We start from the raw sequence: 24,078 nt of genomic DNA on the forward strand, positions 1-24,078 counted from the left end.
GATCGGGTACCGTCTCCTGTACCGAAAACAGGTTTAGTTGTAAGTCCCCAACCCCGTTGTACGCTGGGCCTCCTAACTGCCCCAAGTTAGGGAGGCCCGATTTTTTTGCTTTCGCACCGGGGTGGTCCATTTCTCGTCGTACGATCCGACCGTTTGCAAATGAGTAATCTGTGCGCAACCGGCAGCATTGGGCCGACAGAATACCTACCCCCCTCCCCCTATCTCTTCTGATGTAATGGAATCAATGGCTTACGTGTAGACTTTTGGTCCGATCGAGGATTCTAAAGGACTTACATCCAAGCTGTTCATTTCAGAGCAGTTAGGTCCACCGGCATTTACTTTCTAGTTATTGTTCGTGGTTGTTGGTCGTCGGTTGTCGGTTATCAGTCGTCGGCAAAAGCACTCCCCTTCACTTCGCTTCAGCGTCAGGGTCAGAATGACAAAACCCAAGTACAGAGGTTCTTCGGCTACGCCTCAGAATGACACCCCCCAACAAACTGGCTTTGCCTCAGAACTCAGAATGACAGAGAACGAAAACCATCTACAAATTCAGGATAGCAATTTGGGCGGGGGCACCATGCCAACCTCCCGAAATATATATTTGCCGTTAAATCAGGAACTTACGTGCAGCTCGGGGGTGATGACCCCCTTGACACCGGAAATGGGGGCGGCCGAGTTCGAGGTCCGTTTTTCCCATATCAGGAAAGAGCATGGGACATGGCGCGATGGACTTTCGATCGTGCTACGATTTTGCGTCCGAGGATCCTGCTATGGGCCGCCGAGTTCTTCTTTTTTCCCTTCTCCTTCTCCTCATCTGTTCACAGGCCTTCGCCGCAGCACCGTGGTACGAGGTAAAAACCGCGCACTTCAACGTGCTGACCAACAGCAGCGAAAAGCAGGGGCGAGAAATTGCGCTCAGATTCGAGCAGATGCGAGCTGTCTTCGGCAGCATGTGGCGACGGGCGAAGGTGAACATGCCTGTCCCGTTGCAGATCATCGCATTCCGCAGCAGAAGCGAGGTAAAGCAGTACGGCCCGCTGTGGAAGGGGAAAGCGGTCGAGGTAGCCGGATTCTTCCAGGGCGGCGACGACCGTAACTTCATCGTGATCGACATGTCGGCGCCGGATCCGTACGAGACAGCCTTTCATGAATACGCGCACCTGCTGCTGGCGGGGAACTTCCCGGACGTTCCGTTGTGGTTCAGCGAAGGCTATGCCGAGTATTTCCGGAGCCTGAAGGTAAGTGGGAAGAAACTGGAGTTCGGAAATGTTCCCGCAGGCATTCCCGACACGCTGGTGAACCAGAGCTGGATGAAGCTACAGGACCTATTGAGTGTCGAGCATAATTCCAAGGCTTATAACGAAGGCGACAAGCGGAGCATTTTCTACGCGCAGTCCTGGGTGACGGTGCACTACCTGATGGCGAACCAGAAGCTGGAGCAACTGGCCAAGTACCTGCAGCTAACGCAAATCGAGAAGGCGCCGGTGCCTGAAGCGGTGCAACAGGCATTCGGGGTGGATATCGCAACGCTGGACAAGACGATCCGCAAGTACGGTTTTGGAACGCTGAAGTACTACGTGACCGATATGCCCCCGGTGAATCCAGACCCGGTTGAATCGCGCAAACTGACTGACCTGACGGCGCAGGCCAATCTGGCGGACCTGCACGCACATTCGCGCGAATACCAAGACAAGGCGAAGCTGGAGTTTGAGGCCATCCTGCAACAGGAGAGCGATAACCCGATTGCGAACCGCGGGCTTGGATACATTTACCTGCGCCAGAACGATCTAGATAGGGCCATGCAGTATTTCCGAAAAGCAGGCGGAGCGGAATCGAAGGATGCGCGACTGGTGTACCTGACGGCGTTGCTGATGAACCGCGAGGCGATGGCGGGAAGCGCTTCGCCGGCGGAAGTGATCGCAATGCGGCAAGTGGTGGAGCGAGCGATCGAACTGGATCCGACTATGGCGGACGCCTACAACCTGCTGTCGTTTGCACTGAGTGCGGAGGGGAGGTTCGATCCGGCGATCACGGCACAGATGAAGGCGATCGAACTGAACCCGAGTAACGAGATGTACCAGGCGAACATGGTAGGGCTGTACATCCGGGCGCAAAAGTATGACCAGGCGGAAGCGCTGCTGGTGCGGTTGAAAGACAGTATGGATCCGATGGTGCGCCAGATGTGCGAACAGAACACCGCGTACCTTCAGAGCGCGAAAGAAGTGGCGGCACAACAGGCGCGCAGACGCGAGACATGGCAGGACGACATCACAGCCCCGCAGTGGCGAAAAAAGGAAGGATCCGAGGCGGTGGAGGAGCACGGCGCGGTGGACGTGAAACCGGACACAAGGAAGATACAGTACCTGTACGGTAATCTGCAGTCGGTGGATTGCACGGCGGAGCCGGCCGCTGTCGTGAGTGTTAAGAGCGGCGCGAAGTTACTGAGATTGCGCACGGAAAACTACAAGAAGCTCATGGTGATGGGGGCGGACGAGTTCTCGTGCGACTGGAAGAACCGCAAGGTACTGGTGAATTACAAGCCGGGCGGGAAGGCGGACGGCGACCTGGTAACGCTGGAATTACAGGCCGGGAAGTAAAGTTTTTACCAATGGGCACGGGATGTTGACTAACAATCCCGAGATTTTCCCAGAGTGGTCCAAGTTGACGGATAAAGAGCGAATTATTCTTGCAAACAAGCTAAGTCTCTGAATATTATCCGTTTCTTGCTGCCCCATTTTTGGGTCAGCAAACTGGCCGTTGCGGCCAGCGGACTTGGGTTGATGTTTCGGTGTTACGTAGTCGCATTTTGCGCAAAGTTCAGGCTCCCCTGGGATGCTTCGTGGAAGACAAGCGAAGCATCGGGGAGCCTTTTCGTTTGTCCCAGACCGGCTTCGACGACCGACAGAAACCTGGAAATCCCCAGGTAGCAGTCAGGAAAAGCTACCGGGGCCCATTTATTGAGGCGAAAGGAGTACGTTGTGAGAGAAAGAGGTACAGTGAAGTGGTTCAATGGAGCCAAGGGGTATGGTTTCATTCAGCGTTCAACGGGGGAAGACGTCTTCGTTCACTATTCCGCGATTCAGGAAAATGGCTATCGTACCCTGAACGAGGGCGAGACAGTTGAATTCGATCTTCTCAAAGGGCCCAAAGGATTCCAGGCTGCCAACGTCGCAAGAGTCTAGGCGTAACTGAGTTTCCCAAGAACCCCTTCCCGCGGGAAGGGGTTTTCTGTTGGGGGTACAGAAAGAAAAACGCCCGGCCGAGAGGCCGGGCAGTTGGCAGGTTGAAGCGCTAATCCTTACCGGCCTCGGGCTGTGGCGCCTGTCCGGCCTTCTTGATCTCAATATTGCCGTGCTCGTTGGTGACCTGAAGCTTGGGTCCGCCGTTACCGATGGCTCCGGTGGCGCTGGCGTCGTTCCGGATGGTGCTCACCTTGAGGGCATCGAAGTCGGAAGTGATTTCGCCGTTACGCGCGCGGAGGTCAGCCTGGAAGGTGGACTTGTCGGGTACGAAGATCTGGACGTCACCGCGACGATTGTCGATTTCCATGGTGCCCAATTTCGTGCTGTGGACTTCGATGGTGGAGTTGGCGTTCTCAACGCGCAGGTCCCCGGCAAAGTCATCGAGATGGACATCCTTGGAACGGGTAAGAACACGCATGGGGCCGGCTAACTTGTTGGCGCGAAGGTCACCGGCGTCCATGCTGAAATCGCCATCGAGACGGGCAAATTCCATGTCGGTACGCGAGCTGTGAAAGGTCACAGGCTTGGTGATCTTTGAGAGATTGATGCCGCCAAGATACTCACCGTTGAGTTTCACGGAACCGTTGACTTCCGCGATGGTGGTGTCATCAGCGCGCGCCTGAATATTAACGTCGCCAGTCACCTTGCTGATCTGGATGTCCCCACGCTTTTGGTCAATGTCGATATTCCCGGTAATATCGGAAACGTTAATATCGCCGCGAGAGGTGCTGAGCTTAATTCCGGCCTGACGACTGGCAATGATGACATCGCCATTGCGGGTGGCGACATCGAGCGCTAATGCGCGGGGTACCCAGATTTCCATGTCGGTACGCACGCCACGTGAGCCAGCACCGGAGGTGTTAGCGTTTACGGTGATGACGTTGGCGTCGATGTTAATGGTGGGCTGGGTCTGCTGATCGACCTGGTTGGCGTCATTCTGATCATTGGCGCGGATCTTCTTGGTGACATCGACCTTGACGCGGTTATCGTCCCACGACTTGATGGTGACGTTGCCCCGATCGCTGAGGACACGGAGGGAGGCGTCTTTCAGGCCAGCGGGCAGATCCTGCTGCTGAGTCGCGTTGAAGTTGAAGGTCTGGCCGAACATGCCTCCGAAGAAGTTGTCGTCGACGTCGATCTCACCCTGAATGGCTTGCCAGTTCAGGCGGTCGGCGGTGGAAGCAGAAAGACCGCAAATGATCAGAAGGATGAGGAACAGTACGCCGCCGGCGCCGATGCCGCGGGCGGGGTATCCATGCTGCTTGTCGGTGTAATACTCGGCGAGGCGAATGCCGCCCCACAAGATGAGCAGCAAGGGCCAGTAGCGGGCGAAGTAGTGTCCGAATTGCGGCCAACTGATCACGTGCGAGGTGATCAGGAGGAAGAATACGCCGATGATGATGAGAACCAGCGGGCCGGCCAGAGACCGGCGCCGCCGATAGTACGGAGGAGGTGTAACTGGAGTCGGACTAGCCATTGTGCACCTGTCCTTGACCCTGTTCGGCCGGAGGTACCGCAGGCGGCTGAGGCGCTTGCGGCATCGCCTGGTACTGCATGTGGCCTTCGCTGGAAGTGGTGGACTGCCAGACTTTGACCAGTCCGATCACGATCAGCAACACGGGCCACTGGAACCGCATGTGGTAGAACTCGGTGAGCAGGAACAGCACGCCGAGAGTAATGAGTACGGCAGGTCCCATAATTCCGCGGCTGCGGCACCGAGCACAATTACAGCGATAGCGGTATCCATTCATACGTGTCCTCCTACTCCTGGTTCGGACTGGTTTGTCCGGAGCCAAATCGACGAATGATCATCCAGACGCCAAGGGCGATAAGGATGAGCGGCCACATCCGGCCGAGCCAGTGGAACTGCCACCAGCCAAACTGATGAAGCAGAAACAGCACGCCCATACCGATGAGGATGATGGCACCGACAGGACTCGCCTCACGGGGCTCTGGAGGTGGCGGCGCGACATAGTTAGGCGGAAGCGGTGCCACCGGGATATAACCCGGTGCAGGCGGACCGCCTGGTGGCACTGGAACGAATCCACTCGCCGGTGGAGGAGGCGGAGTAGAGGATGCGCTGGTGTTGCCGCCGAACATCTTCTCGAAGCCAAAGGGATCGGGAAGCGGCAGTCCGTACTGGCGGGCCTTGGCGGTCTTGTAGGCGTCGATGACCATGTAGATAGCCCAGAAGCCGATGGACAGGCCGACGATGGCGTCGAGTCCATTGGGCAGTCCGGTGCTCTCGAGACCGATGAGCCCGGCGAAGATCGCGACGTGGATCAGTCCCTTATAGAACTGGCCGTTATACATGGCGCCGACACCCGGGATGAATCCGAGCAAGAGGGCTATGCCGGGGCTGGGGGCGTCCGGAACCGGGGCGATGGGGATAACCGTCGTACCGGGCTGGTTCACACGGTGCGCGAGGCAATCCTCGCAGTAGATGACACCATGCACCGTGTGTTTGCATGCGTCACACATCGCCTTGCCGCACGTACGGCAGTATGCGGTTGCTGCACTTTCGGGATGGACCGTGCAGTTCATGACAATCTCCTGTGGGCCGGTAACCAGGGATTCACCAACTCACATCCGTGACAGCTCGCCACGACTTCTTGCGATTCGTCCTGGCTGTAGTTCTGGTAGTTTCGCTGATCTGGTTCGTTTCCCTTTTTGTCGTTCGACTGATCCTTTTTTTGATCAGGTTTGTCTTCCGGAGTGGTGGCAGCACGTTTGAGATCGCGCACCTTGGTTTCGAGTTCATACACGAAACGGATGTTCTCGTAGTACTTCACCAGGCGGCCGGAAGTTTCGTAATAGCCCCGGACAATGGCGCTCGGCCGAAGATCAACCTGCTTCAGCGTGGAGAGCCGGATGCCCGCTACATTCAGCACTAAGGTGATGGAGAAGAACGCCATGGCAAAAGACATGGCGAAGCGAGGCTGCATCACCGTACCCCAGACCGGGCGGAGGGACGCGGGAATGCGATCACGCCAGCGTTCCGTCCAGGATTTCGGTGCCTCAGTTCTAGCTGGTGAAGGCGCGCCGGAAGTTGCGATCAGGACGCGCTGAACAAAGCCAGCCGGAGGTTCTACTTCAGGTAGCTCCTTGAGCCAGCCCATGCCAGCCTCGACTTCGGCGAACATCGCCGAACAGGCGGGACAGGAGGCACGATGAGCGTCGAAGCGGATTCGCTTCGTGCCGCCCAGCGAGCCATCCAGGGCATCAGCCAGGAGGGCGTCGAACTCAGCGCACTGCATACCGTTTTTGAGTTCTTCTGCCATTACGTCACCTGCCTATAAGTACGTGAAAGGACCCTTGCAAGTTCCATACGACCCCGATTAATTCTTGATTTCACAGTGCCTTCCGGGACCTTGAGGGCAATGGCGATTTCCTTGTAATCCATGTCCTGGAGGTCGCGGAGGATGACAGCCTCGCGGAGCTCGGGACTGAGCTTCTGGATGGCCTTTTGGACCATTTCCTGGGTCTGGCGGCGCTGGATTCGCTCGTCGGCGGAGGGGCCGGAATCCTGAATTTTGTCACCGAGAGAAATGGAATCGTCATCCTCAGTCAAACCAGCATCCAGGGAGTCGGTTACGCGGTCCTGGCGGGTCTTGCGGAAGTGGTCGACGAGGAGGTTTCGGGTCATGGTCATGACCCAAGTGGCAAAAGCGCCCTTTTCGGGAGCGTAGCTGTCCAGAGTGCGGTAGAGCTTGATGAAAACTTCCTGGGCGAGGTCTTCGGCGTTGTCGGGGGAACCCGTAAATCTATAACAAACGTTGTAGATACGGCGGTTGAACTGGCGGACTATTTCCTCCCAGGCGTCAGCATCGCCTGCGACACAACGGCGCACCAATGCAGTGACAACTTGGGTGTCGTCCACCCGCTGCCCCCTTGGGAGTACCCCCAGATCCTGCCCTAAAACCGCAGTAGCCACATAAGCGATACGCAGGTGCTGGGACGAAAGTTCAGATTTGGCAAACGAAGGGGGATTGTATCAGCCGGGAAACCCAGTTTCATTAACCAGTTAGGAGATTTCACTGTCCGGTTCGGATATGGGAAATAGACAGGGTCGAAGGGGCGGCGACAGGCATCTCATGGGCAAGGAGTGGAACGATGGCAAATTTCCGAAAGCGCAATGACGACCCGGATTCGGCAGGTCAGTCCGGGGATATTCAGCAGATTTCCGAGGTCGCGGATGCGGATTCCCAGAGCGTGGAAGAACTGGTGGAGGAAGGGAACTCGTTCGAGGCAAGCGTGATTGACGGAGTCGAGAACGTGGAAGACGCCGACGTGGCGGAGGTCACAACGCGGGAAGTGCCGGAAGACGATGTCCCGGAGGAATACCGGGATCAGGACCGCGACATAGCCTAGTGATTTGTCAGCTCACGAAATAGGGCCACCAGCACATGTTCTGTATCTTTTCCTGCGCCTGAGTGTCTTATAGGCAGAGGGTGAGGTGTGCTCATGTCGTACCGGTTATTCGGGCTGGTTCTGGTTTTGATGGTTGTCGGGTTTCTTTTTGCTCATCATGCTCGCGCGGCTTCGACTAAGGTGCCGGCTGCAACAACGGATGTTCCGTTGGCTGCGAAGCCGGGCCAACAGAAGGCGGTCTTCGCGGGCGGATGTTTCTGGGGCACCCAGGCCGTGTTTCAACGACTCAAGGGAGTAGTGAAAACGACGGCCGGATTCGCCGGAGGAAAGGCTTCGACGGCGACATACGATCAAGTGACCACCGAGAGTACGGGGCACGCCGAGTCGGTGGAGGTGATCTACGATCCATCGCGGATAACGTACGGGCAGTTATTGCGCGTGTTCTTTGCGGTTGCACATGACCCGACACAGCTCAATCGCCAGGGACCGGATGTCGGCCCGTCGTATCGGTCGGCAATCTTCTACGTGAACGACGAGCAGAAGCGGCTGGCGAATGCGTATATCGCGCAGCTTGAGGCGGCGAAGGTGTTTCCGGCGAAGATTGTTACCGAGGTGAGTCCGCTGAAAGGCTTTTACGCGGCCGAAGATTACCACCAGGATTACGCGTTGAAGAATCCGAACGCGCCTTATGTGCAGATCTGCGATCGTCCAAAGATCGCCGAGTTGAAGAAACAATTTCCGGAATTGTTCGTCGAGTACAAGGGGCACTAGGCGCTTTCGGTAGGGCCCCCGCTATACTCGCTGGATGCACTTGAAGCTTGTCCAGGTTGGCGATCCGGTTCTGCGTGAGAGAGCGCGAGAACTTTCTGCGTCAGAGATACGGTCCGAGGAAATTCAGCGACTCATTGCCCTGATGCAGGAGACATTGCGTGATGCTCCGGGGGTGGGGTTGGCGGCGCCGCAAGTGGGCGAGTCTATTCAGTTGGCAATCATTGAAGACCTGCCGGACTACAGCCGCAACCTGACGGCGGAACAAATTGCCGAACGCGAACGAAAGCCAGTTCCGTTTCACGTAATCATCAATCCGAAGCTGACGCCAGCCGGCAAAGCGGACGTGGAGTTCTTTGAAGGGTGCCTGAGCCTGACGGGTTATACGGCGCTAGTGCCTCGATATCGGAGGGTGAGGGTGGAGTGCCTGGATGAGAAAGCGCAGCCCAAGGTGATCGAGGCTTCAGGGTGGTATGCGCGGATTCTTCAGCATGAAATCGATCACCTGAACGGGATGCTATACATCGATCGCATGCACTCGCGGAGCTTCATGTCGCTGGAGAATTTCACGCGGCAATGGAAGGACACTTCGACTGCCGCAATTAAGCAAAAGCTGGGGCTCTAGTACCCCCAGATATGGCCGCTTACTCATAGCGCAGGGCTTCGACGGGATCGAGTCGCGAGGCCTGAACGGCGGGCCAGACTCCGAAGAAAACTCCGACAGCGACCGAAACGCCAAGGCCGGTCATGACGGCCCAGAGCGGCACCTCCGATGGGAGCGCCGGCAGCACGATATTCAACAGAACGACGATGAACACGGAGAAGATGATGCCGATCAGGCCTCCGGCGCCGGTGAGCGCGACGGCTTCGCTCAGGAACTGGAGAATGATGTCGGAGCGTCGCGCACCTATGGCTTTTCGTACGCCAATCTCGCGCGTGCGCTCGGTGACGCTGACGAGCATGATGTTCATCACGCCGATACCGCCGACCAGGAGACCGATGGCGGAGATGGCAATGGAAATGACAATGATCATGCCGGTGATGCGGTCGAAGTTCTCGATGATTGAGTCAGCAGTGGAGATCGAGAAATCGTCCTCGCCACCCTGCGGAATGCGACGGAATTTACGCATGGCGTTGCGGATTTCCTCGATCGCATCGGCACGCTGGCCATTTTTTGCCTTGGCGGTAAAGAAGTAGCCGTCGGCCTGCGGATAGCGCAGGTGAATGGTTTCAAAGGGAGCGACGATCTGGCGATCAAGTCCGTTCTCGCCGAAGAAGCCGCCCTTGGCGGGCGCAAAAACGCCGAGCACGGTGTATTCGGTTCCATCGACCGTGATCTGCTTTCCGACTCCATCACCGGCGGGAAACAGAGCATCGGCGAGGCTGGATCCGATGGCCACGACTCGCTGGGCCCGCTCGCCTTCGCCCTGAGTGAAGGTCCTTCCCTGGCGAAGGTCGCGGGGAATGATCTCGGATCCGTTGGCGGTGACTCCAATCAGACTGACATTGTCCGACTCGAAACCGGGGACTTTCGCGGTGATGAAGGTGCCGGGCGCAGCGTTTATGAACAGCGTGATGCTGACATCGTCGATGGTACGAACGACGCTCTTGAGGTACGCGGCGGTCTCTGGCTTCAACGGCCGACGGCGGCGTTCCTTCAGCGGAGCGTTTGCTCCGGAGGGATCGCCACTCACGCGCGCGATGAAGATACTGTTCGGTCCGAACTCCTCGAAGAATTGAACGATGCTCTTGCGCAATCCGGTCATGAGCGACGCAACCGTGACAACCGTGGTGATTCCGATAACCACGCCAAGCACGGTTAGACCCGAGCGAAACTTGTGATTCCAGACGGCCTGAAAGGCTAGAGAGAGCGTTTCCCTGGGGCTGATCTTCATCTACTCAGCCCTCAACGCGATGATGGGATCGAGGCGCGCAGCACGGCGCGCGGGATACCAACCGGAGATGATGCCAACGGTACTCGAAACGAGGATCGAGAGGACGACGTAGGTGGCCGTGATTTTTACGCCGATACCGAAGATGACGCTCATTCCTTCGGCCAGAACCGCGCCGGCGGTAATTCCGATGAGTCCACCGACAAGCGAGAGAATCACCGACTCGACCAGAAACTGAAGCAGGATTTCGTTTTGCTTCGCACCGAGGCTTTTGCGGATGCCGATCTCACGCGTCCGTTCAGTCACGCTCACGAGCATGATGTTCATGATGACAATGCCGCCGACGATGAGCGAAATGCTGGTGACAGGTACGACGATGGCAGAAATGACGCCGAGGATCTGGTCGATGAATGAGCGAACGGAATCGGGCGTGAGCGTGTCGAAGTTATCAGGCTTGCCGGGTTGGGCATGGAAGCGGCTGCGAAGCGCGACGCGGGTGGTGTCCAGCGCCTCGTCCATGGAGAGCCCGCTGTTCTTCCGCGCCTTTCCGAAGAAGGCAATGCCGTTCTGAGTTCCGTAAATTTCGGCAAAGAGAGTGGCCGGGATGTAGATGGGGTTATCGAGGCTGCGTCCGAACGATGAACCCTGGCGTTCGAGCAATCCGATGACGGTGAACTCACGGCCGGCGGCGCGGACCTTCTGGCCTATCGGCTGCACGGAAGGGAAGAGCGCATCACGGATGTCCTGCCCGATGATGGCAACCGGAGCCCGCATGCGTTCTTCGGATTCGGTGAAAAAGCGACCATCTTCGATGGGTACGTCGCGGATGTCGGGCAGAGTGTAGGACACGCCGATCACGCTTGCTGCCTCGTAGACCTGGTTACCGCCCTTGATATCTTCGAGTCGCTGGGAGTAGGGGCTGTAGATGATGGAGTCGCCGGTTTCCGTTCGCAGGAAATTGACGTCTTCGGGGCGGATCCGCTTGTTATAACGCTGTTTCTCGGCGAGCTCGCGTCCGGTCAAGCGTCCCACGGACGCGATTTGGGCGATGAGATAACTCTCGCTGCCAAATGATTTGGCAGTGACACTTTCCGCATAGACGCCAAGACCATCGATGGCGGCGCCGACAACCACCACACTCGCAACTCCTACGACCACGCCCAGAACGGTAAGAAAACTGCGCAATTTATGGACGCGGATGGAGTCGAGTGCAAGGCGAATCGCGGTTGTAAGTCGATATAGCAATGTAAAGAAGCCTGAATTGATACTACTACTGAAGTGGGGGTACAAAGAAGAAGCGCGGGTACAGGGCCCGCGCTTGGAGTGATTGCAGGACTATTCCGAGGTGAAGTAATCGACGGCGACAGGACTCTCGAACAGCGAGTAGTCGCGAGTCACGACGGTGATACCGGTGTCGGTAACGAAATAGCGCTGCCGGTCGGCCTCGTGATCGTAGCCGATCACGGTTCCTTCCGGAATGTGGACGTCGCGGTCGATGATTGCGCGGCGTATCCGGCAGTGGCGACCGATGTTGACGTGGCTGAAGACGATGGAAGAATCGACTTCCGCGAACGAGTTGACGCGGACATCCGGCGAGAACACTGAATTGCGTACGGCGCCACCGGAGATGATGCAACCGGCAGAGATGACGGAGTCGAGCGCAGTGCCGGTACGTCCGGCTTCGTTGAAAACGAACTTCGCCGGAGGATACTGGCGCTGGTGCGTGCGCATGGGCCAGTCGCGGTCGTATAAGTTGAAGACCGGCGACACCGAAACGAGGTCCATGTTGGCCTCGTAGTAGGCATCGAGGGTCCCCACGTCGCGCCAGTACAACGCTTCCTTCTTGTTCTCGTCGATGAAGTTGAACGAGTAAATCTTGTAGTCGTCCACCATTCGGGGAAGGATGTTGTGGCCGAAGTCGTGGCGCGATTCCGGGTCCTCAGCGTCCTTCAGCAGGACGGGAATGAGCACATCGGTGTTGAAGATGTACACGCCCATGGAGCCGGAAACCATCGCCGGGTTATAGGGAGACCGGATGGTGGTTACGCGCGGCTTCTCCTGAAAACCCGTAATGCGGCCGTCGCGGTCGATTTCCACGACGCCGAAGTGACGGGTTTCGCTGGGATCGATCAAGATGGTCGCAAGCGTTACATCAGCACCGGAGTCCTTGTGCTGCTGCAACATGCGTCCGTAGTTCATCTTGTAGATGTGATCGCCCGAGAGAATCAGGACGTGCTTGGGCTGCTCCGCACCGATGGAGTAAATGTTCTGATAAACGGCGTCGGCGGTGCCCAGATACCAGTTCTCGCTGACCCGCTTCATGGGAGGCAGGATCTCGACGAATTCGCCGAGGTTGCTGGCGACAATGCTCCAGCCTTCGCGGATGTGACGGTTCAGAGAAAGGGCTTTGTATTGCGTGAGGATATAAACGCGACGCAGGTCGGAGTTGATGCAGTTGGACAGCGTGATATCGATGATTCGATAGATGCCGCCGAATGTTACTGCCGGCTTGGCACGGTCGCGTGTCAGCGGGTACAGCCGCTCTCCTGCGCCACCTGCTAGCAGAACTCCAAGCGTGTCTTTCATGCTTCAGTCCGAAGGATACGAGGTGCAGTTACGTTACGAGGGCCGATAAAGAAAAACTCATTAAGAACTGAAATGGTAGCACATAGTGGCATGGGCACTTCCGTGCGAAAGATTGGTACTACCGTTCAAAAAATCTTGGAAGCGAGCCTGCCGTGAATGGTTCGCTTGCGGCAGAAAATCCGTTTAGAAAGTTAGTTCGTCAGGCGGCATCGTCGAGCGAGATGCGAAGCGATTTCAGAAATTTCATATCCTGGGTATTGACCTTGAATTCGGGCTCAGAGGACTTGCGTCCGACGCTAACCGGGCCCTTGGCGGTGGGTTCTTCCGCTTTGTTGAAACCGATGGTGGCTTCCAGGACGAGGAAAACGTCGTAACCGCCAGCCTTGATTTTGGCGATAACCTCGGAGATCTGCTCGGAATCTGAAAGGGAGTCGTTGATGGCCTCTCCCAGTTCTTTCATCAGCTGCTTCAACTTTGGATTCAAGGGTCCCTCGCAGTCTCCGTATTAGCCTCTAGTGTGTTTTGATGCAGCCGGACGAGTTCGGGTTTTTGACCACAGAAGGTTGTGATGTTTGTCCTGTGGCCTGATTCGGCTGCGGGTTATACGATGAACGGGTGCCGGAACCAACAGGAACAGACAAATTCAGGGCAGTCAGCCGTGTTATAGGGAGGCAAGCCGGACAGAGCCGCTGGAGCAGGGCGGGTTACCACGCCGGACGCGGGTTCCTGAACACGGCGCGAAACGCGCTACATGCGTTGTTCCACCAGGTGATGGGATTGTTCTTCCTGGTGTTTGGGTTAGTGGTGGCGTACGGGGCGTTTCGTGAATATCGGGCCTATACGGCGGGAAAGATGGGGCCGGGGCGCGCCATTATGGCGGCGGTGCTCGCGGCGATGTTCCTCTATTTTGCGATCAGCGCGTTTATACGGGCTGGCCGGAAGAAGTGAGCAATCAAGCTATGGCTGAGTCGAAGCAGTCTCTTAAGCAGGAACCGCAGTTTGCGACAACATCGAAGATCCCTGTCGAGCCGTTGTATACGCCCAGCGACCTGGAGGGGTGGTCATACGACAGTGAGGTCGGCTATCCGGGAGAGTATCCGTACACGCGTGGTGTCCACCCGACGATGTACCGGGGACGGCTGTGGACGATGCGTCAGTACGCCGGCATGGGCGACGCTGAGGAGTCGAATAAGCGATACAAGTACCTGCTGTCGCAAGGCACGACCGGCCTGAGCGTCGCGTTCGATCTGCCCACGCAGATCGGTATGGACTCCGATAGTCCGATGGCGATGGGGGAAGTCGGCAAAGTAGGCGTGGCGATCGATTCCATTGAGGACATGGAACGCCTATTCAGCGGGATCAAGCTGGACACGATCTCCACTTCCATGACGATCAACGCGACCGCGACCATTTTGCTAGCCCTGTACATCGCAGTGGCGAAGCGACAGGGAAGTGAGGTCCGGAAACTTGCCGGGACGGTGCAGAACGACATCCTGAAGGAGTACATCGCGCGCGGAACGTATATCTACCCGCCGGAGCAGGCGATGCGGCTGGTGACGGACTTGTTCGCGTATGCCAACAAAGAAGTCCCGGAGTGGAACACGATTTCGATCTCCGGTTACCACATGCGCGAGGCGGGCTGCACGGCGGTGCAGGAGGTGGCGTTCACGTTGTCGGATGGCATGACATACGTGCAAGCAGCGCTCGACGCAGGGCTGGATATCGATAAGTTCGCGCCGCGTTTGTCGTTCTTCTTTGCGTCGTTTTCGAATTTCCTGGAAGAGGTGGCGAAGTTCCGGGCGGCACGGCGGATGTGGGCGAAGATCATGCGCGAGCAGTTCGGAGCGAAGAGCCCGAAATCGTGGATGCTGCGTTTCCACACGCAAACAGCGGGATCGTCACTGACGGCACAGCAACCGGAGAACAACATCGTTCGCACCGCCTTGCAGGCACTTTCGGCAGTGCTGGGAGGGACACAATCCCTGCACACGAATTCGTTCGACGAAGCGCTGGCGCTTCCGACGGAGCAGTCGGCGCGCATCGCTTTGAGAACTCAGCAGATCATCGCGTATGAATCAGGGGTAGCGCAGACGGTCGATCCGCTGGCGGGATCGTATTTCGTGGAATCGCTGACCAATGAGATCGAGAAGCGCGCGTGGGAGTACCTGGACAAGATTAACGGCATGGGCGGCATGCTGAAGGCGATCGAGCGAGGATATGTGCAGCAGGAGATCCAGAACGCGTCGTATGACTTCCAGCAATCAGTCGAGTCGCAACAGCAGGTGATCGTAGGCGTGAACCGTTTCCGGCTGCAGGAAGAAACACCGGTGCCGATCCTGCGGATTGATGAATCGCTCGAGCGCAAACAGGTGGAGCGTACTCAGGCGCTCCGCGCGAAACGCGCTGCTGGTCCGTGGAAGGATTCACTTACGAAGATTGAGGACGCGGCGAGATCGGGCGAGAACCTGATGCCTCTTATCATCGCAGCAGTGGAGAATCACGCGACAGTAGGCGAGATCAGCAATACGCTGCGGAAGGTGTTCGGGGAATACAAAGAAGCTGTTGTGATTTAGACGGCACGGTCGATTCGAGAATGCCGTGGCCTGCCGTACGATTTTGCCGGGGGACTACAATAGGCCTTCGCAGTTGAGGGACGGAATCGATTGACGACCATCGTGTTCACTTTGCTGCTGTGGGCGATTGCCGCGGTTGCAGGGTTTCTCGGATCATTAACTGGCCTGGGCGGCGGCGTGGTCCTGGTGCCGGTACTCACACTTTTATTCGGCGTTGACCTACGGTATGCGATTGGCGCGTCCCTCGTATCCGTGATCGCCACCTCTTCCGGCGCCGCTGCCGCGTACGTTCGCGAAGGCTATTCTAATATCCGCATCGGAATGCTCCTGGAGATTGCAACCACACTTGGTGCACTGGTGGGGGCGTACCTTGTCACTCGCATCAGCACGCACGCGATTGCAGTCATCTTTGGATTGGTGCTGATTCAGTCTGCTTACCATTCGTTGATGTCGAGAACCCACGGCGCCGATGTGCCCGCGCGTCACGATGCGCTCGCGACAAAGCTGAAGCTCAACGGCAGCTATCCCTCGCAGGGCGAAATGGTGAAGTACGAAGTACAGAGCGTTCCGGTGGGATTCGGACTGATGATGGGCGCCGGAGCACTTTCCGGATTGCTGGGCATCGGCTCGGGCGCAGTGAAAGTAATTGCGATGGACCGGGCGATGAGGATTCCGTTCAAGGTTTCCACCACCACCAGCAATTTCATGATCGGCGTAACAGCGGCCGCGAGCGCGGGCGTTTACCTTGGGCGAGGCTATATCGATCCGAGAATTGCGATGCCGGTGATGCTGGGAGTGCTGGGCGGAGCCTTCGTCGGAACCAAAGTGCTGGCGCGCGCAAAGGTTGGAACGTTGAGGCTGGTATTCGGCGCCGTGGTTCTGTTCCTGGCGATACAGATGATCTACAACGGATTGATGGGGAAGGTGTAACGTGCTGATGACCGACCAGAAACTCGAGACGTTCATCGGCAACCTGTTGCGGATCGGGGTGCTCTCGGCGGCAGCGGTGGTCGCCTTTGGCGCCGTCTTTTATCTCTTCAAGAACGCGATGACGCCAGTTGCGTTTCACGTTTTTGTCCCCAGTGGTGACCATCTTCGAACCGTGGGGGGCATTTTCCGTTCAGCATTTCACGGCGACAGCCAGGGCATCATGCAGTTGGGACTGCTGCTGCTGATTGCTACGCCGGTTGCGCGGGTGGTGCTGGCGGCGGTGGGCTTCTTCGTGGAACGCGATCGGCTTTATGTTGCCGTCAGCCTGATCGTGCTCGCGATCCTGATCTTCAGCATGGCGCACGCGACGTAAGCCAATCTGCGCATTACTCTTTCACTGAAATCTGAAGTGCCTTCATCTTGCGATAAAGGTGACTTCGTTCGAGCCCGAGGACTTCGGCGGTCCGGCTGATGTTGCCGTGGTTTTCGTCGAGCTTCTTCAGGATGTAATCGCGCTCATAAGCCTGACGCGCCTGTTGCAAGCTGCTGAAATCGGATCCGCTGCGGCGCGTTCCTTCGCGATAGACAAGCGGCGGCAGGTGCTTGCGCTCGAAGCGCGAGACCGTGGGATTCATGATGACGATGCGCTCGATGACGTTACGCAACTCGCGGACGTTGCCGGGCCAGGCGTAGCGGGTGAGTACGTCGAGTGCTTCGTCGTTCATCTGCTTCGTCTGCCGGCTGTACTGGGCGGAAAATTCCTTCAGGAAGTGCCGTGCGAGCAGGGGAATGTCTTCCTTGCGTTCGCGAAGCGGCGGAACGTAGAAGGGCACCACGTTGAGGCGGTAGAAGAGGTCTTCACGGAAGTTGCCGCGCGAGATTTCTTCTTCGAGATCGTGATTCGTGGCGGCGATCACGCGAGCGTCTACGGTGAGAGGTTCGTCGCCGCCGACGGGAGTGAAGCGCTGTTCATCGAGCGTACGCAATACTTTGGATTGCGTCTTCAGGCTCATGTCGCCGACTTCATCAAGGAAGAGAGTTCCGCCGTCGGCTTTCTGAAACTTGCCGGTTTTCTCGGCGGCGGCGCCGGCGAATGCGCCCTTGGTGTGACCGAAGAGTTCGCTTTCGATCAGGTCTTCAGGGATGGCGGCGCAGTTCAGTTCGACAAAGGTTTGGTCTTTGCGCAGGCTTTCCGCGTGAATGGCGCGGGCAGCCAGTTCCTTGCCGGTCCCGGACTCGCCGTAAATCAGGACGCGGCCATTGGTTGGCGCCATTAGTGCGATCTGTTGACGCAGGGCTTTCATGGGAACGCTGTCACCAACGATGACGGTCGGCGGAAGGTGATGCTTCAGGTCGCGGTTTTCGTTGCGGAGACGACGTCGCTCGATGGCGTTCTTAACGACGATCAGCGTCTTCTCAAGCGAGAGTGGTTTTTCGAGGAAGTCGAAGGCACCGAGCTTGGTCGCACGGACGGCAGTTTCAATCGTTCCGTGGCCGGAAATCATGACGACTTCGGGGCTGTCTTCGGATTCCTTGATCTTGCCGAGAGTGTCGAGGCCGTCGATGCCCGGAAGCCAGATGTCCAGCAGGACGACGTCGAACTGGCGCTTGCGAAGAGTTTCCAGGCACTCTTCGCCGCTCTGTGCCGTCGAAGGCTTATAGCCCTCGTCTTCAAGGATGCCCTTCAGAGATTCAAGAATGGCGACTTCGTCGTCAACGATCAGGATGTTATGCATGAGCCGCAGTTTCCACGGAAGACTCCGTTGCTACTGGTAACTCCACAATGAACTTAGTTCCCACCGGCCTATTCTCCTCGATTCGAATGGACCCATGATGATCTTCCACGATCCGGCTCACAATGGCGAGCCCCAGTCCGGTGCCTCGTCCCTTGGTTGAGAAGTAGGGAAGGAAGAGTTTCTCCTTCGCCTCGGCGGTAATGCCGTGACCACTATCGGCGATCACCACTTCCACCATATCGCGAGTGCTCAGAACGGAGGTCGTAATCTGGATTTCGCGGACCAGCGAATCACGCATGGCCTCGGCGGCGTTGTCCACCAGGTTGGCCAAGGCGCGCTTCATCGCTTCGGGATCGGCCATTACTTTTGGCAACTCAGGTGACAAGAACGTACGCACCGTGACGCCTTCCAGGCGTCCGTCGAACATGGAGAGCGCGGTGTGAACGATGTTGTTGATGTCAGACGGCCGTACCTGGGCAGCCGGGAAGCGAGCCATGGTGGAGAACTCGTCCACCAGTGTGCGCACGGTCTCAACGGCCCCGGCGATGGTTTCAGCGCAACCGTGAATGACCGCAAGAGAAGCGTCGTCGGGGGCACTGCCACGCTCAAGATGGCGCTTGATGCGCTGCGCAGAAAGTGCAATGGGCGTGAGCGGGTTCTTGATTTCGTGAGCGACGCGGCGTGCAACTTCGCGCCATGCAGCCTGCTTCTGCGCCTTCAGCAGGTCAGTGAGGTCTTCGAAAACGACGACATAGCCGAGTCGCTGTGCCTCATGCTTCAGGGAGGCAACGGTGACGGCCAGACTTAACGTTCGTCCGTTGATGACGGCTTCCAACTGGCTGGTGGCGGTGCTCATGCGGTCGGCCTTACGAAGCATGTGGGCGAGATCGTCGATGAGATCCTGCGGAAAGATGTCGCGAATATGAGAGCCGCGGAGGATGGCGGAACTGCTGCCGTTCGAATCGGGGCGGAACAAGCGAGTGAGCGCGGCGTTCGCGTGCGTCACGCGCATGATGGCGTCGAGCGAAAGCACGCCGGTGGGAATGTTCTCGAGAACGATCTCGATATGCCGGCGGCGCTGGTCAAGTTCCGTATTGGCTTCGGCGAGTTCCAGTCGCGAGGTTTCAAGGCGCAGACGATTGCTCTTCAACTCCTCCGCCATACGGTTGAAAGAGCCAACGAGTTCGCCGAGCTCATCGGTGGCAGGGACTTGCACGCGGTAGTCGAGATTGCCCTTCGACAACTCCTGAGTGCCAGTGGCTAGCGCGGCCACCGGTGTGGTGACGAACTTGGAGAGGAACACCGCCAACCATGTCGCTGCGAAAAGCACCACGGAGGTGATCAGCAGCAACAGCATCATGTAGGTAAGGCGAATGCGTTTTCGTTCGTTGGCGAGCGAAAGATAGCCCTGCTGGCTTTGCTCCATCTGCGCCACGGCCCTGGTGAAGTTCGGCGGCATGGACATGCCGACGATGATCATGCCGTTGCGACCAACCTCCTGCCATCCGATGAGGAACTGGCGGCGGTCAATCTGGATCGAAGTAGGCAGGCTCAGACTGCCAGATGAGATACGCAACTTCTGGGCGAGTTGGGGCCAGGTGGTCGGAATTTGGTAGCTGGCTTCAAGTTCCGAATCCAACAACGCCAACGCGAAGCCGCCCTGTAAAGGAGCGTCGCGGCGACGAAATTCATCGAGCAAAGGACCGAACTTGCCGGTCTGGAAAGCTTTCTCCGTTTCAGGAGCAACGGCGAGGGAGACGGCTTCCGCCCGCGCATTTTCAAGAGTGTATTCAGCCAGCGTGGTGGCGATGGTCGTGGTATCGCGCCGGACCTCTTCGATGGGACTGGAGAACCATTTGTCGATAGAGCGGTTCATCAATCCGTAGGCAAACAGAAACAGGAAGAGCACCGGTCCGAACGAAAGTGCCAGCGCGCCCGAAACGAGCTTGGTCCGGAACTTCGAACCCATCACCCCGCCGCGCCTTTCGGCGGCTAACTTCAGCAGGATGCGGGCGAGCATCAAGCAGAGGAGCAGGAACAGCAGGAAGACGAAGGCCGACAAGGCGGCGAAAACAAGGGCCTGGCTGCTGCTGTCCGGACGAAGGAAGGTCAGGTTAAACGCCTGTTGCGAGAACAGGAATGTCAGCAAGACGAACGCGGGCACCGCAAGCAAGATCGCGGCGGTCCTGCGGCGAATACGTCGCTGGTTATCTCGCATTGGCGATTCGGGAGACAAATCCGACTATCAATTATAGACAAGCGAACTCAGCGAAAGTTGCCGTTCTACTTTGACCTTTGCTTCATTTTGAGCCGAATTGGACTGTGGAGAAACCTGCCGAGGGGGCAATCTTCGCAACTTACCCGGCGGGACTGGCAGTAGTTCTTGCCCACTCCGACGATGAGTCCGTGAAATTCGTTGAAGATTTGTGCCCGAGGGGACCGCGGCGCTTCGCTCATGGCGGATGGCGGATGGTGAGCGCCGGGAGGTTTGTGATGATGCTCAAGAGCGGGTTCGTCAAAGCCTGTTCCGGGGGGGAACGCGGCTTCAAACGCAGCCCGGATATCTTCATACTTTGCGATTGCGGACAAGATGCCGTGGCGTTCGAGGATGCGCCGGGTGTAGGCGTCGACGACGAACACCTCGTGCTGCCCGGCATAAAGGAGAATGGAGTCTGCGGTTTCAGGACCGATGCCGTTCAGAGAAAGCAACTCGGCGCGGAGCTCGTTGGTCGGACGGGAGAACAGACGATCGACTGAGCCGGCGTAATGCTGGTCGAGATGATGGATGAAGGTCTTCAGCCTTGAGGCTTTCTGGCGAAAGTAGCCGGCAGGGCGAATCAGTTGTTCGAGAGAGGCCAGCGGAAGAGCCCTCATCGCCTCGATGCTCAGGGCATCCGCGGCACGAAGATTGTTGATGGCGCGCTCGACGTTCGTCCAGGCGGTGTTCTGGGTCAGAAACGAGCCAACGATCACTTCCCAGGCGGATTCGGCGGGCCACCAGTGCTGGCGTCCCCAGGTTTTGTAAAGGGCGGAATAGAATTCGCGGATACGGGATTGCGCTTCAGGCAGCCTTACGAGCACGGACGGCTTTGCGGTAGACCTTCTTGCTGGCTTTGATGAGCTTTTCGTTCTCGTCGCGGATGGGTTGTGCTTGCTCATCTCTTATACGGGCGACTTCACGGAGCAGAACGGATTTCTGTTGCTCGTTGCGAGCCTTGTCGGTGAGATTCCGAGTGCGTGTAGCGGCGCTGGAGCCGGGCTTTTTCGGGGGAACTGCGGCCATGGTTTGTCGAGTATAGTCCCAAATCCGCCCGCTGAAATCGCGCGTCCGGGGTATTTCTTGCCCTAGGCATCCGTGTTAACGGCTGGGCTTGCCGGGCTTCTTCGCCGGAGCCGTGGGCGTGCTGGAGCGCCTGGAGTTGAGTTCACCATTGATGGGTCCAAACATGATCAGGACGCCATCCAGATGATCGGTATCGCGGCTGAGGGGCGTGAAATGTAGATCGAATGACCCTTCGAAACTTGCCGTTTTGAACTTCTCGTTCTTCAGAACAGCTGGCTTCGCTTTGGCGGCTACGAAGCGACACCGGCGCAAAATAGATTTTCGCAGTTCGCTGTCCATGGGGAGTTGGTCCACGTTCACACCAACAACGGAGGTGGCGCCGACGCCGAACAATTTTTGAGCGGCGCTGTTCCAAAGTTGAATCTTCTCTTCACGATCGACCAGCAGGACGGGCCAGGGCATCAGACGAAGTGTTTCGGCGTAGCGTGAAGTCAGTTCGTTCAGTTCGCGGCTGCGACGCTCGAGTTCCTCGTTCATGTTCTCGAGCTCTTCGTTCAGTGACTGGAGTTCTTCGTTGGTCGTCTCCAATTCTTCATTAGTGGACTGGAGTTCCTCGTTGGTGGTTTCGAGTTCCTCGTTGGTGGACTGAAGTTCTTCGTTGGTGGTTTCGAGTTCTTCGTTGGCCGACTGAAGCTCTTCGCCGGTGGCTTCGAGCTGTTCGATGGTGGATTGCAGACGGTCCTGGGTGGTGATGTCTTCCGAATAAATGATGGTGCCTTCGCGCTCGTTGCTCTCGCCCATCACGGGCCGAAGCATGATCGAGACAAGTTTTTCATCGCCGTCGACCTTTACGCGGCACTGGAACGAAACGACATCGTTTCCAGCTGATCGCGTTGCCTCGACGCGTCCTGGCAGTTCGGGGCAGCGGAAGACCATTTCCGTGTTGTGAAGCTTCTTGCCGGCGAGGCGAAGGCCTGCCAAACCAAAGGTGGCGACGGCCGCGTCGTTGTGAGAAACGATCACATCGCGGAGGTCAAGAATCATGACGCCGGATTTGACGGTCTCAAGAAGGTGCCGGTGCTGTAATTTCAGTGAGCGAAGTTCGTGCTGGGTTCTGCTCTCGTCAGGCATAACCATCTCAGAGACACCCGGTTCGGTTATCGGGACGTCTCTAGCCTCCGTAATCCGCTGGAAGATTCTCCAGCGTGGATGTATGGCGCGGAAGTACTTTGACTCCGTCAGCTTGGATTCGGCCTTCCCCAGAAACAGGATGCCATTTGGCTCCAGGGCGTAATGCAGCCGCTTGAAGATCTGCTTCTGGGCGTCACTATCAAAATAAATCAGGACATTGCGACAAAGCACCAGGTTGCAATGAGAAATTGGTGCGTCCGATATCAAATTGGAACGGCCGAAAATGGTCATGCGGCGGATCTCGCGGGTCACGCGGAAGGCGGTGGTGCCCTGGAAATACTTTTCTTTCCAGTCGGGCCGCATGCGCCGAAGTTTCTCGCCGTTGTATTCGCCTCGTCGTGCCGTACTCAGCGCGTCATCGTCAATGTCGGTGGCGTAGATCTTGATGTCGAAATCGCCCAACTTCGGTCCCAGGATTTCTGCGACGAGAATGGCAAGGGAGTACGGTTCTTCACCGCTTGCACAACCGGCGCTCCAGGCACGAAAGGCGTCGCCGGGGCGCAGGCTGCGCAACAGGCGCGGGAGGACCTGCGTTCCCAGGAAATCCCAGGCAGGGGCATCGCGGAAGAATTCCGTGACGTTGATCAGAACGGTGTTTAGGAGTTCGGCGACTTCCTGCTGATCTTCACGGATGCGCGACAGGTATTCGGAAGCAGAGGATATGTTGAGCTGAAACATGCGCCGGCGTATACGCCGGTCCAGAGTGCTCGACTTGTAGGCACGTAAGTCTAGACCGCGTTCTTCCGCGATCAGGTGAATCAGTTGCTTCAGGGAAATCTCTTCCGCCATTTAGTAGAGCGCTATGAACTGCAAATTTGGATTAACTTCTCGCCAATTTTATCCAACGGCAGAACGAAGTCTACACATCCAGTACGGCTGGCTGCCAGAGGCATGTCATTGAATTCTGCTTCGGTGGGATCTTCGGTGATAGTGACACCACCGGCGGTTTTAATGGCGCGAATGCCCTGGGAGCCGTCGTGACCGGTGCCGCTCAGGATAACTCCAACTGCATGCGGTCCGAAAGCGACGGCTACTGACTCGAAGAGAAGGTCGATGTTCGGACGCAGGAAGTGGACGGGTGGCGTCTTCAGGAGGTGCATCCGGGTTTCGTCGATGGTGAGGTGGAATCCGGGGCGAGCGACAAACACCATACCTTCGCGCAGCGGGTCGGAATCTGCGGGTTGCACCGCAAGCGCGGTACGGCGACCTAACAATTCCGGCAGAATACTGTTATGAGTCTCGCTCAGGTGAGTGGCGATCATCACGCAGGCCGGGAGGTTCGAGGGGAGACCTTGAAGAACCGCGAAAAGTGAGTGAAGCCCGCCGGCAGACGCACCGACAGCGATCAGGTGGCGCACCCGGCTACTTACTGCTGGCGAAGCGCGCGGGATGGCGATTTCCTGCGGCACAGGCCCCCTGATTAGCGCAAGCGTAACACACTTTTTGAGAACTGTTCGGGATTCCGGCTAATCGGCCGAAGCTTGTTCTTCGGCTTCGTCCAGGGGC

At 57.5% G+C, this 24,078-nt stretch carries 24 protein-coding genes; 9 read left to right on the forward strand and 15 right to left on the reverse strand.

Annotated features, from left to right (window positions below; all coding sequences use genetic code 11):
• The first annotated feature begins 770 nt into the window (after positions 1–770).
• Both VN577_00405 and VN577_00410 read left to right on the forward strand, forming a co-directional pair.
• Positions 771–2,597: a tetratricopeptide repeat protein gene (locus VN577_00405; GenBank protein ID HWR13258.1), complete on the forward strand. Its 1,827-nt coding sequence runs from the start codon at positions 771–773 to the stop codon at positions 2,595–2,597.
• A 381-nt stretch (positions 2,598–2,978) separates the two neighbouring features.
• A complete protein-coding gene (locus VN577_00410) occupies positions 2,979–3,182 on the forward strand; it encodes a cold-shock protein (protein HWR13259.1) in 204 nt (67 codons plus the stop codon).
• A gap of 109 nt (positions 3,183–3,291) precedes the next feature.
• On the opposite strand, the gene VN577_00415 is transcribed toward VN577_00410, so the two are convergent.
• The 5 genes from VN577_00415 to VN577_00435 form a co-directional block, all read right to left on the reverse strand.
• Entirely contained in the window at positions 3,292–4,719 is a 1,428-nt protein-coding gene (locus VN577_00415; protein ID HWR13260.1) for a DUF4097 family beta strand repeat-containing protein, read from the reverse strand.
• Positions 4,712–4,939, reverse strand: coding sequence for a DUF5668 domain-containing protein (locus VN577_00420; GenBank protein HWR13261.1), 228 nt, complete (start codon positions 4,937–4,939; stop codon positions 4,712–4,714). Before VN577_00420 ends, VN577_00415 begins: the two co-directional genes overlap by 8 nt.
• 64 nt (positions 4,940–5,003) lie before the next feature.
• Positions 5,004–5,786, reverse strand: a complete 783-nt coding sequence (locus VN577_00425) for a DUF5668 domain-containing protein (GenBank protein HWR13262.1) — start codon at positions 5,784–5,786, stop codon at positions 5,004–5,006.
• On the reverse strand, positions 5,783–6,523 hold the full coding sequence (locus VN577_00430) for a zf-HC2 domain-containing protein (GenBank protein HWR13263.1): 741 nt from the start codon (positions 6,521–6,523) through the stop codon (positions 5,783–5,785). The genes VN577_00425 and VN577_00430 overlap by 4 nt, the downstream gene beginning before the upstream one ends.
• Entirely contained in the window at positions 6,523–7,122 is a 600-nt protein-coding gene (locus VN577_00435) for a sigma-70 family RNA polymerase sigma factor (protein ID HWR13264.1), read from the reverse strand. Before VN577_00435 ends, VN577_00430 begins: the two co-directional genes overlap by 1 nt.
• Positions 7,123–7,355: 233 nt before the next feature.
• Between VN577_00435 and VN577_00440 the strand changes: the two genes are divergently transcribed.
• From VN577_00440 to def, 3 genes are all read left to right on the forward strand, one after another.
• Entirely contained in the window at positions 7,356–7,613 is a 258-nt protein-coding gene (locus VN577_00440) for a hypothetical protein (protein ID HWR13265.1), read from the forward strand.
• Between the two features lie 93 nt (positions 7,614–7,706).
• Positions 7,707–8,384 carry a peptide-methionine (S)-S-oxide reductase MsrA gene (gene msrA / locus VN577_00445; GenBank protein ID HWR13266.1) on the forward strand — a complete coding sequence of 226 codons (678 nt, stop codon included), beginning with the start codon at positions 7,707–7,709 and terminating at the stop codon, positions 8,382–8,384.
• 40 nt (positions 8,385–8,424) lie between these two features.
• Positions 8,425–9,006 (forward strand): peptide deformylase, encoded by a 582-nt coding sequence (gene def, locus VN577_00450; protein HWR13267.1) that lies wholly within the window; start codon positions 8,425–8,427, stop codon positions 9,004–9,006.
• 19 nt (positions 9,007–9,025) lie between these two features.
• Here def and VN577_00455 read toward each other — a convergent pair whose 3' ends face one another.
• The 4 genes from VN577_00455 to VN577_00470 form a co-directional block, all read right to left on the reverse strand.
• Positions 9,026–10,276 carry an ABC transporter permease gene (locus VN577_00455; GenBank protein HWR13268.1) on the reverse strand — a complete coding sequence of 417 codons (1,251 nt, stop codon included), beginning with the start codon at positions 10,274–10,276 and terminating at the stop codon, positions 9,026–9,028.
• Entirely contained in the window at positions 10,277–11,518 is a 1,242-nt protein-coding gene (locus VN577_00460; protein HWR13269.1) for an ABC transporter permease, read from the reverse strand.
• A 90-nt stretch (positions 11,519–11,608) separates the two neighbouring features.
• The gene (glgC, locus tag VN577_00465; protein ID HWR13270.1) at positions 11,609–12,859 is read right to left on the reverse strand and encodes a glucose-1-phosphate adenylyltransferase; all 1,251 of its coding nucleotides are present in this window, start codon (positions 12,857–12,859) and stop codon (positions 11,609–11,611) included.
• 199 nt (positions 12,860–13,058) lie between these two features.
• Positions 13,059–13,319: a hypothetical protein gene (locus VN577_00470; GenBank protein ID HWR13271.1), complete on the reverse strand. Its 261-nt coding sequence runs from the start codon at positions 13,317–13,319 to the stop codon at positions 13,059–13,061.
• Between the two features lie 155 nt (positions 13,320–13,474).
• Here VN577_00470 and VN577_00475 point away from each other — a divergent pair, with 155 nt between their 5' ends.
• The 4 genes from VN577_00475 to VN577_00490 all read left to right on the forward strand — a co-directional run bounded on the left by VN577_00475 (position 13,475) and on the right by VN577_00490 (position 16,735).
• Complete coding sequence (locus tag VN577_00475; GenBank protein HWR13272.1) at positions 13,475–13,807, forward strand: hypothetical protein; 333 nt, start codon at positions 13,475–13,477, stop codon at positions 13,805–13,807.
• An 11-nt stretch (positions 13,808–13,818) separates the two neighbouring features.
• Positions 13,819–15,432 carry a methylmalonyl-CoA mutase family protein gene (locus VN577_00480; GenBank protein HWR13273.1) on the forward strand — a complete coding sequence of 538 codons (1,614 nt, stop codon included), beginning with the start codon at positions 13,819–13,821 and terminating at the stop codon, positions 15,430–15,432.
• Between the two features lie 90 nt (positions 15,433–15,522).
• Positions 15,523–16,362 (forward strand): sulfite exporter TauE/SafE family protein, encoded by an 840-nt coding sequence (locus VN577_00485; GenBank protein ID HWR13274.1) that lies wholly within the window; start codon positions 15,523–15,525, stop codon positions 16,360–16,362.
• Between the two features lie 7 nt (positions 16,363–16,369).
• Positions 16,370–16,735, forward strand: a complete 366-nt coding sequence (locus VN577_00490) for a DUF1634 domain-containing protein (GenBank protein ID HWR13275.1) — start codon at positions 16,370–16,372, stop codon at positions 16,733–16,735.
• A 13-nt stretch (positions 16,736–16,748) separates the two neighbouring features.
• On the opposite strand, the gene VN577_00495 is transcribed toward VN577_00490, so the two are convergent.
• The 6 genes from VN577_00495 to VN577_00520 form a co-directional block, all read right to left on the reverse strand.
• The gene (locus VN577_00495) at positions 16,749–18,098 is read right to left on the reverse strand and encodes a sigma-54 dependent transcriptional regulator (protein HWR13276.1); all 1,350 of its coding nucleotides are present in this window, start codon (positions 18,096–18,098) and stop codon (positions 16,749–16,751) included.
• On the reverse strand, positions 18,091–20,316 hold the full coding sequence (locus VN577_00500) for an ATP-binding protein (protein HWR13277.1): 2,226 nt from the start codon (positions 20,314–20,316) through the stop codon (positions 18,091–18,093). The genes VN577_00495 and VN577_00500 overlap by 8 nt, the downstream gene beginning before the upstream one ends.
• Positions 20,317–20,381: 65 nt before the next feature.
• Positions 20,382–21,179 carry a hypothetical protein gene (locus tag VN577_00505; protein HWR13278.1) on the reverse strand — a complete coding sequence of 266 codons (798 nt, stop codon included), beginning with the start codon at positions 21,177–21,179 and terminating at the stop codon, positions 20,382–20,384.
• Positions 21,160–21,381 (reverse strand): hypothetical protein, encoded by a 222-nt coding sequence (locus VN577_00510; protein ID HWR13279.1) that lies wholly within the window; start codon positions 21,379–21,381, stop codon positions 21,160–21,162. Before VN577_00510 ends, VN577_00505 begins: the two co-directional genes overlap by 20 nt.
• Positions 21,382–21,456: 75 nt before the next feature.
• Positions 21,457–23,361 carry a CheR family methyltransferase gene (locus VN577_00515; protein ID HWR13280.1) on the reverse strand — a complete coding sequence of 635 codons (1,905 nt, stop codon included), beginning with the start codon at positions 23,359–23,361 and terminating at the stop codon, positions 21,457–21,459.
• Positions 23,362–23,372: 11 nt separating this feature from the next.
• Positions 23,373–23,981 carry a chemotaxis protein CheB gene (locus VN577_00520; protein ID HWR13281.1) on the reverse strand — a complete coding sequence of 203 codons (609 nt, stop codon included), beginning with the start codon at positions 23,979–23,981 and terminating at the stop codon, positions 23,373–23,375.
• Positions 23,982–24,078 lie beyond the last annotated feature (97 nt).

The organism is Terriglobales bacterium (genome assembly GCA_035561515.1).
Taxonomy (GTDB): domain Bacteria; phylum Acidobacteriota; class Terriglobia; order Terriglobales; family Acidobacteriaceae; genus DATMXP01.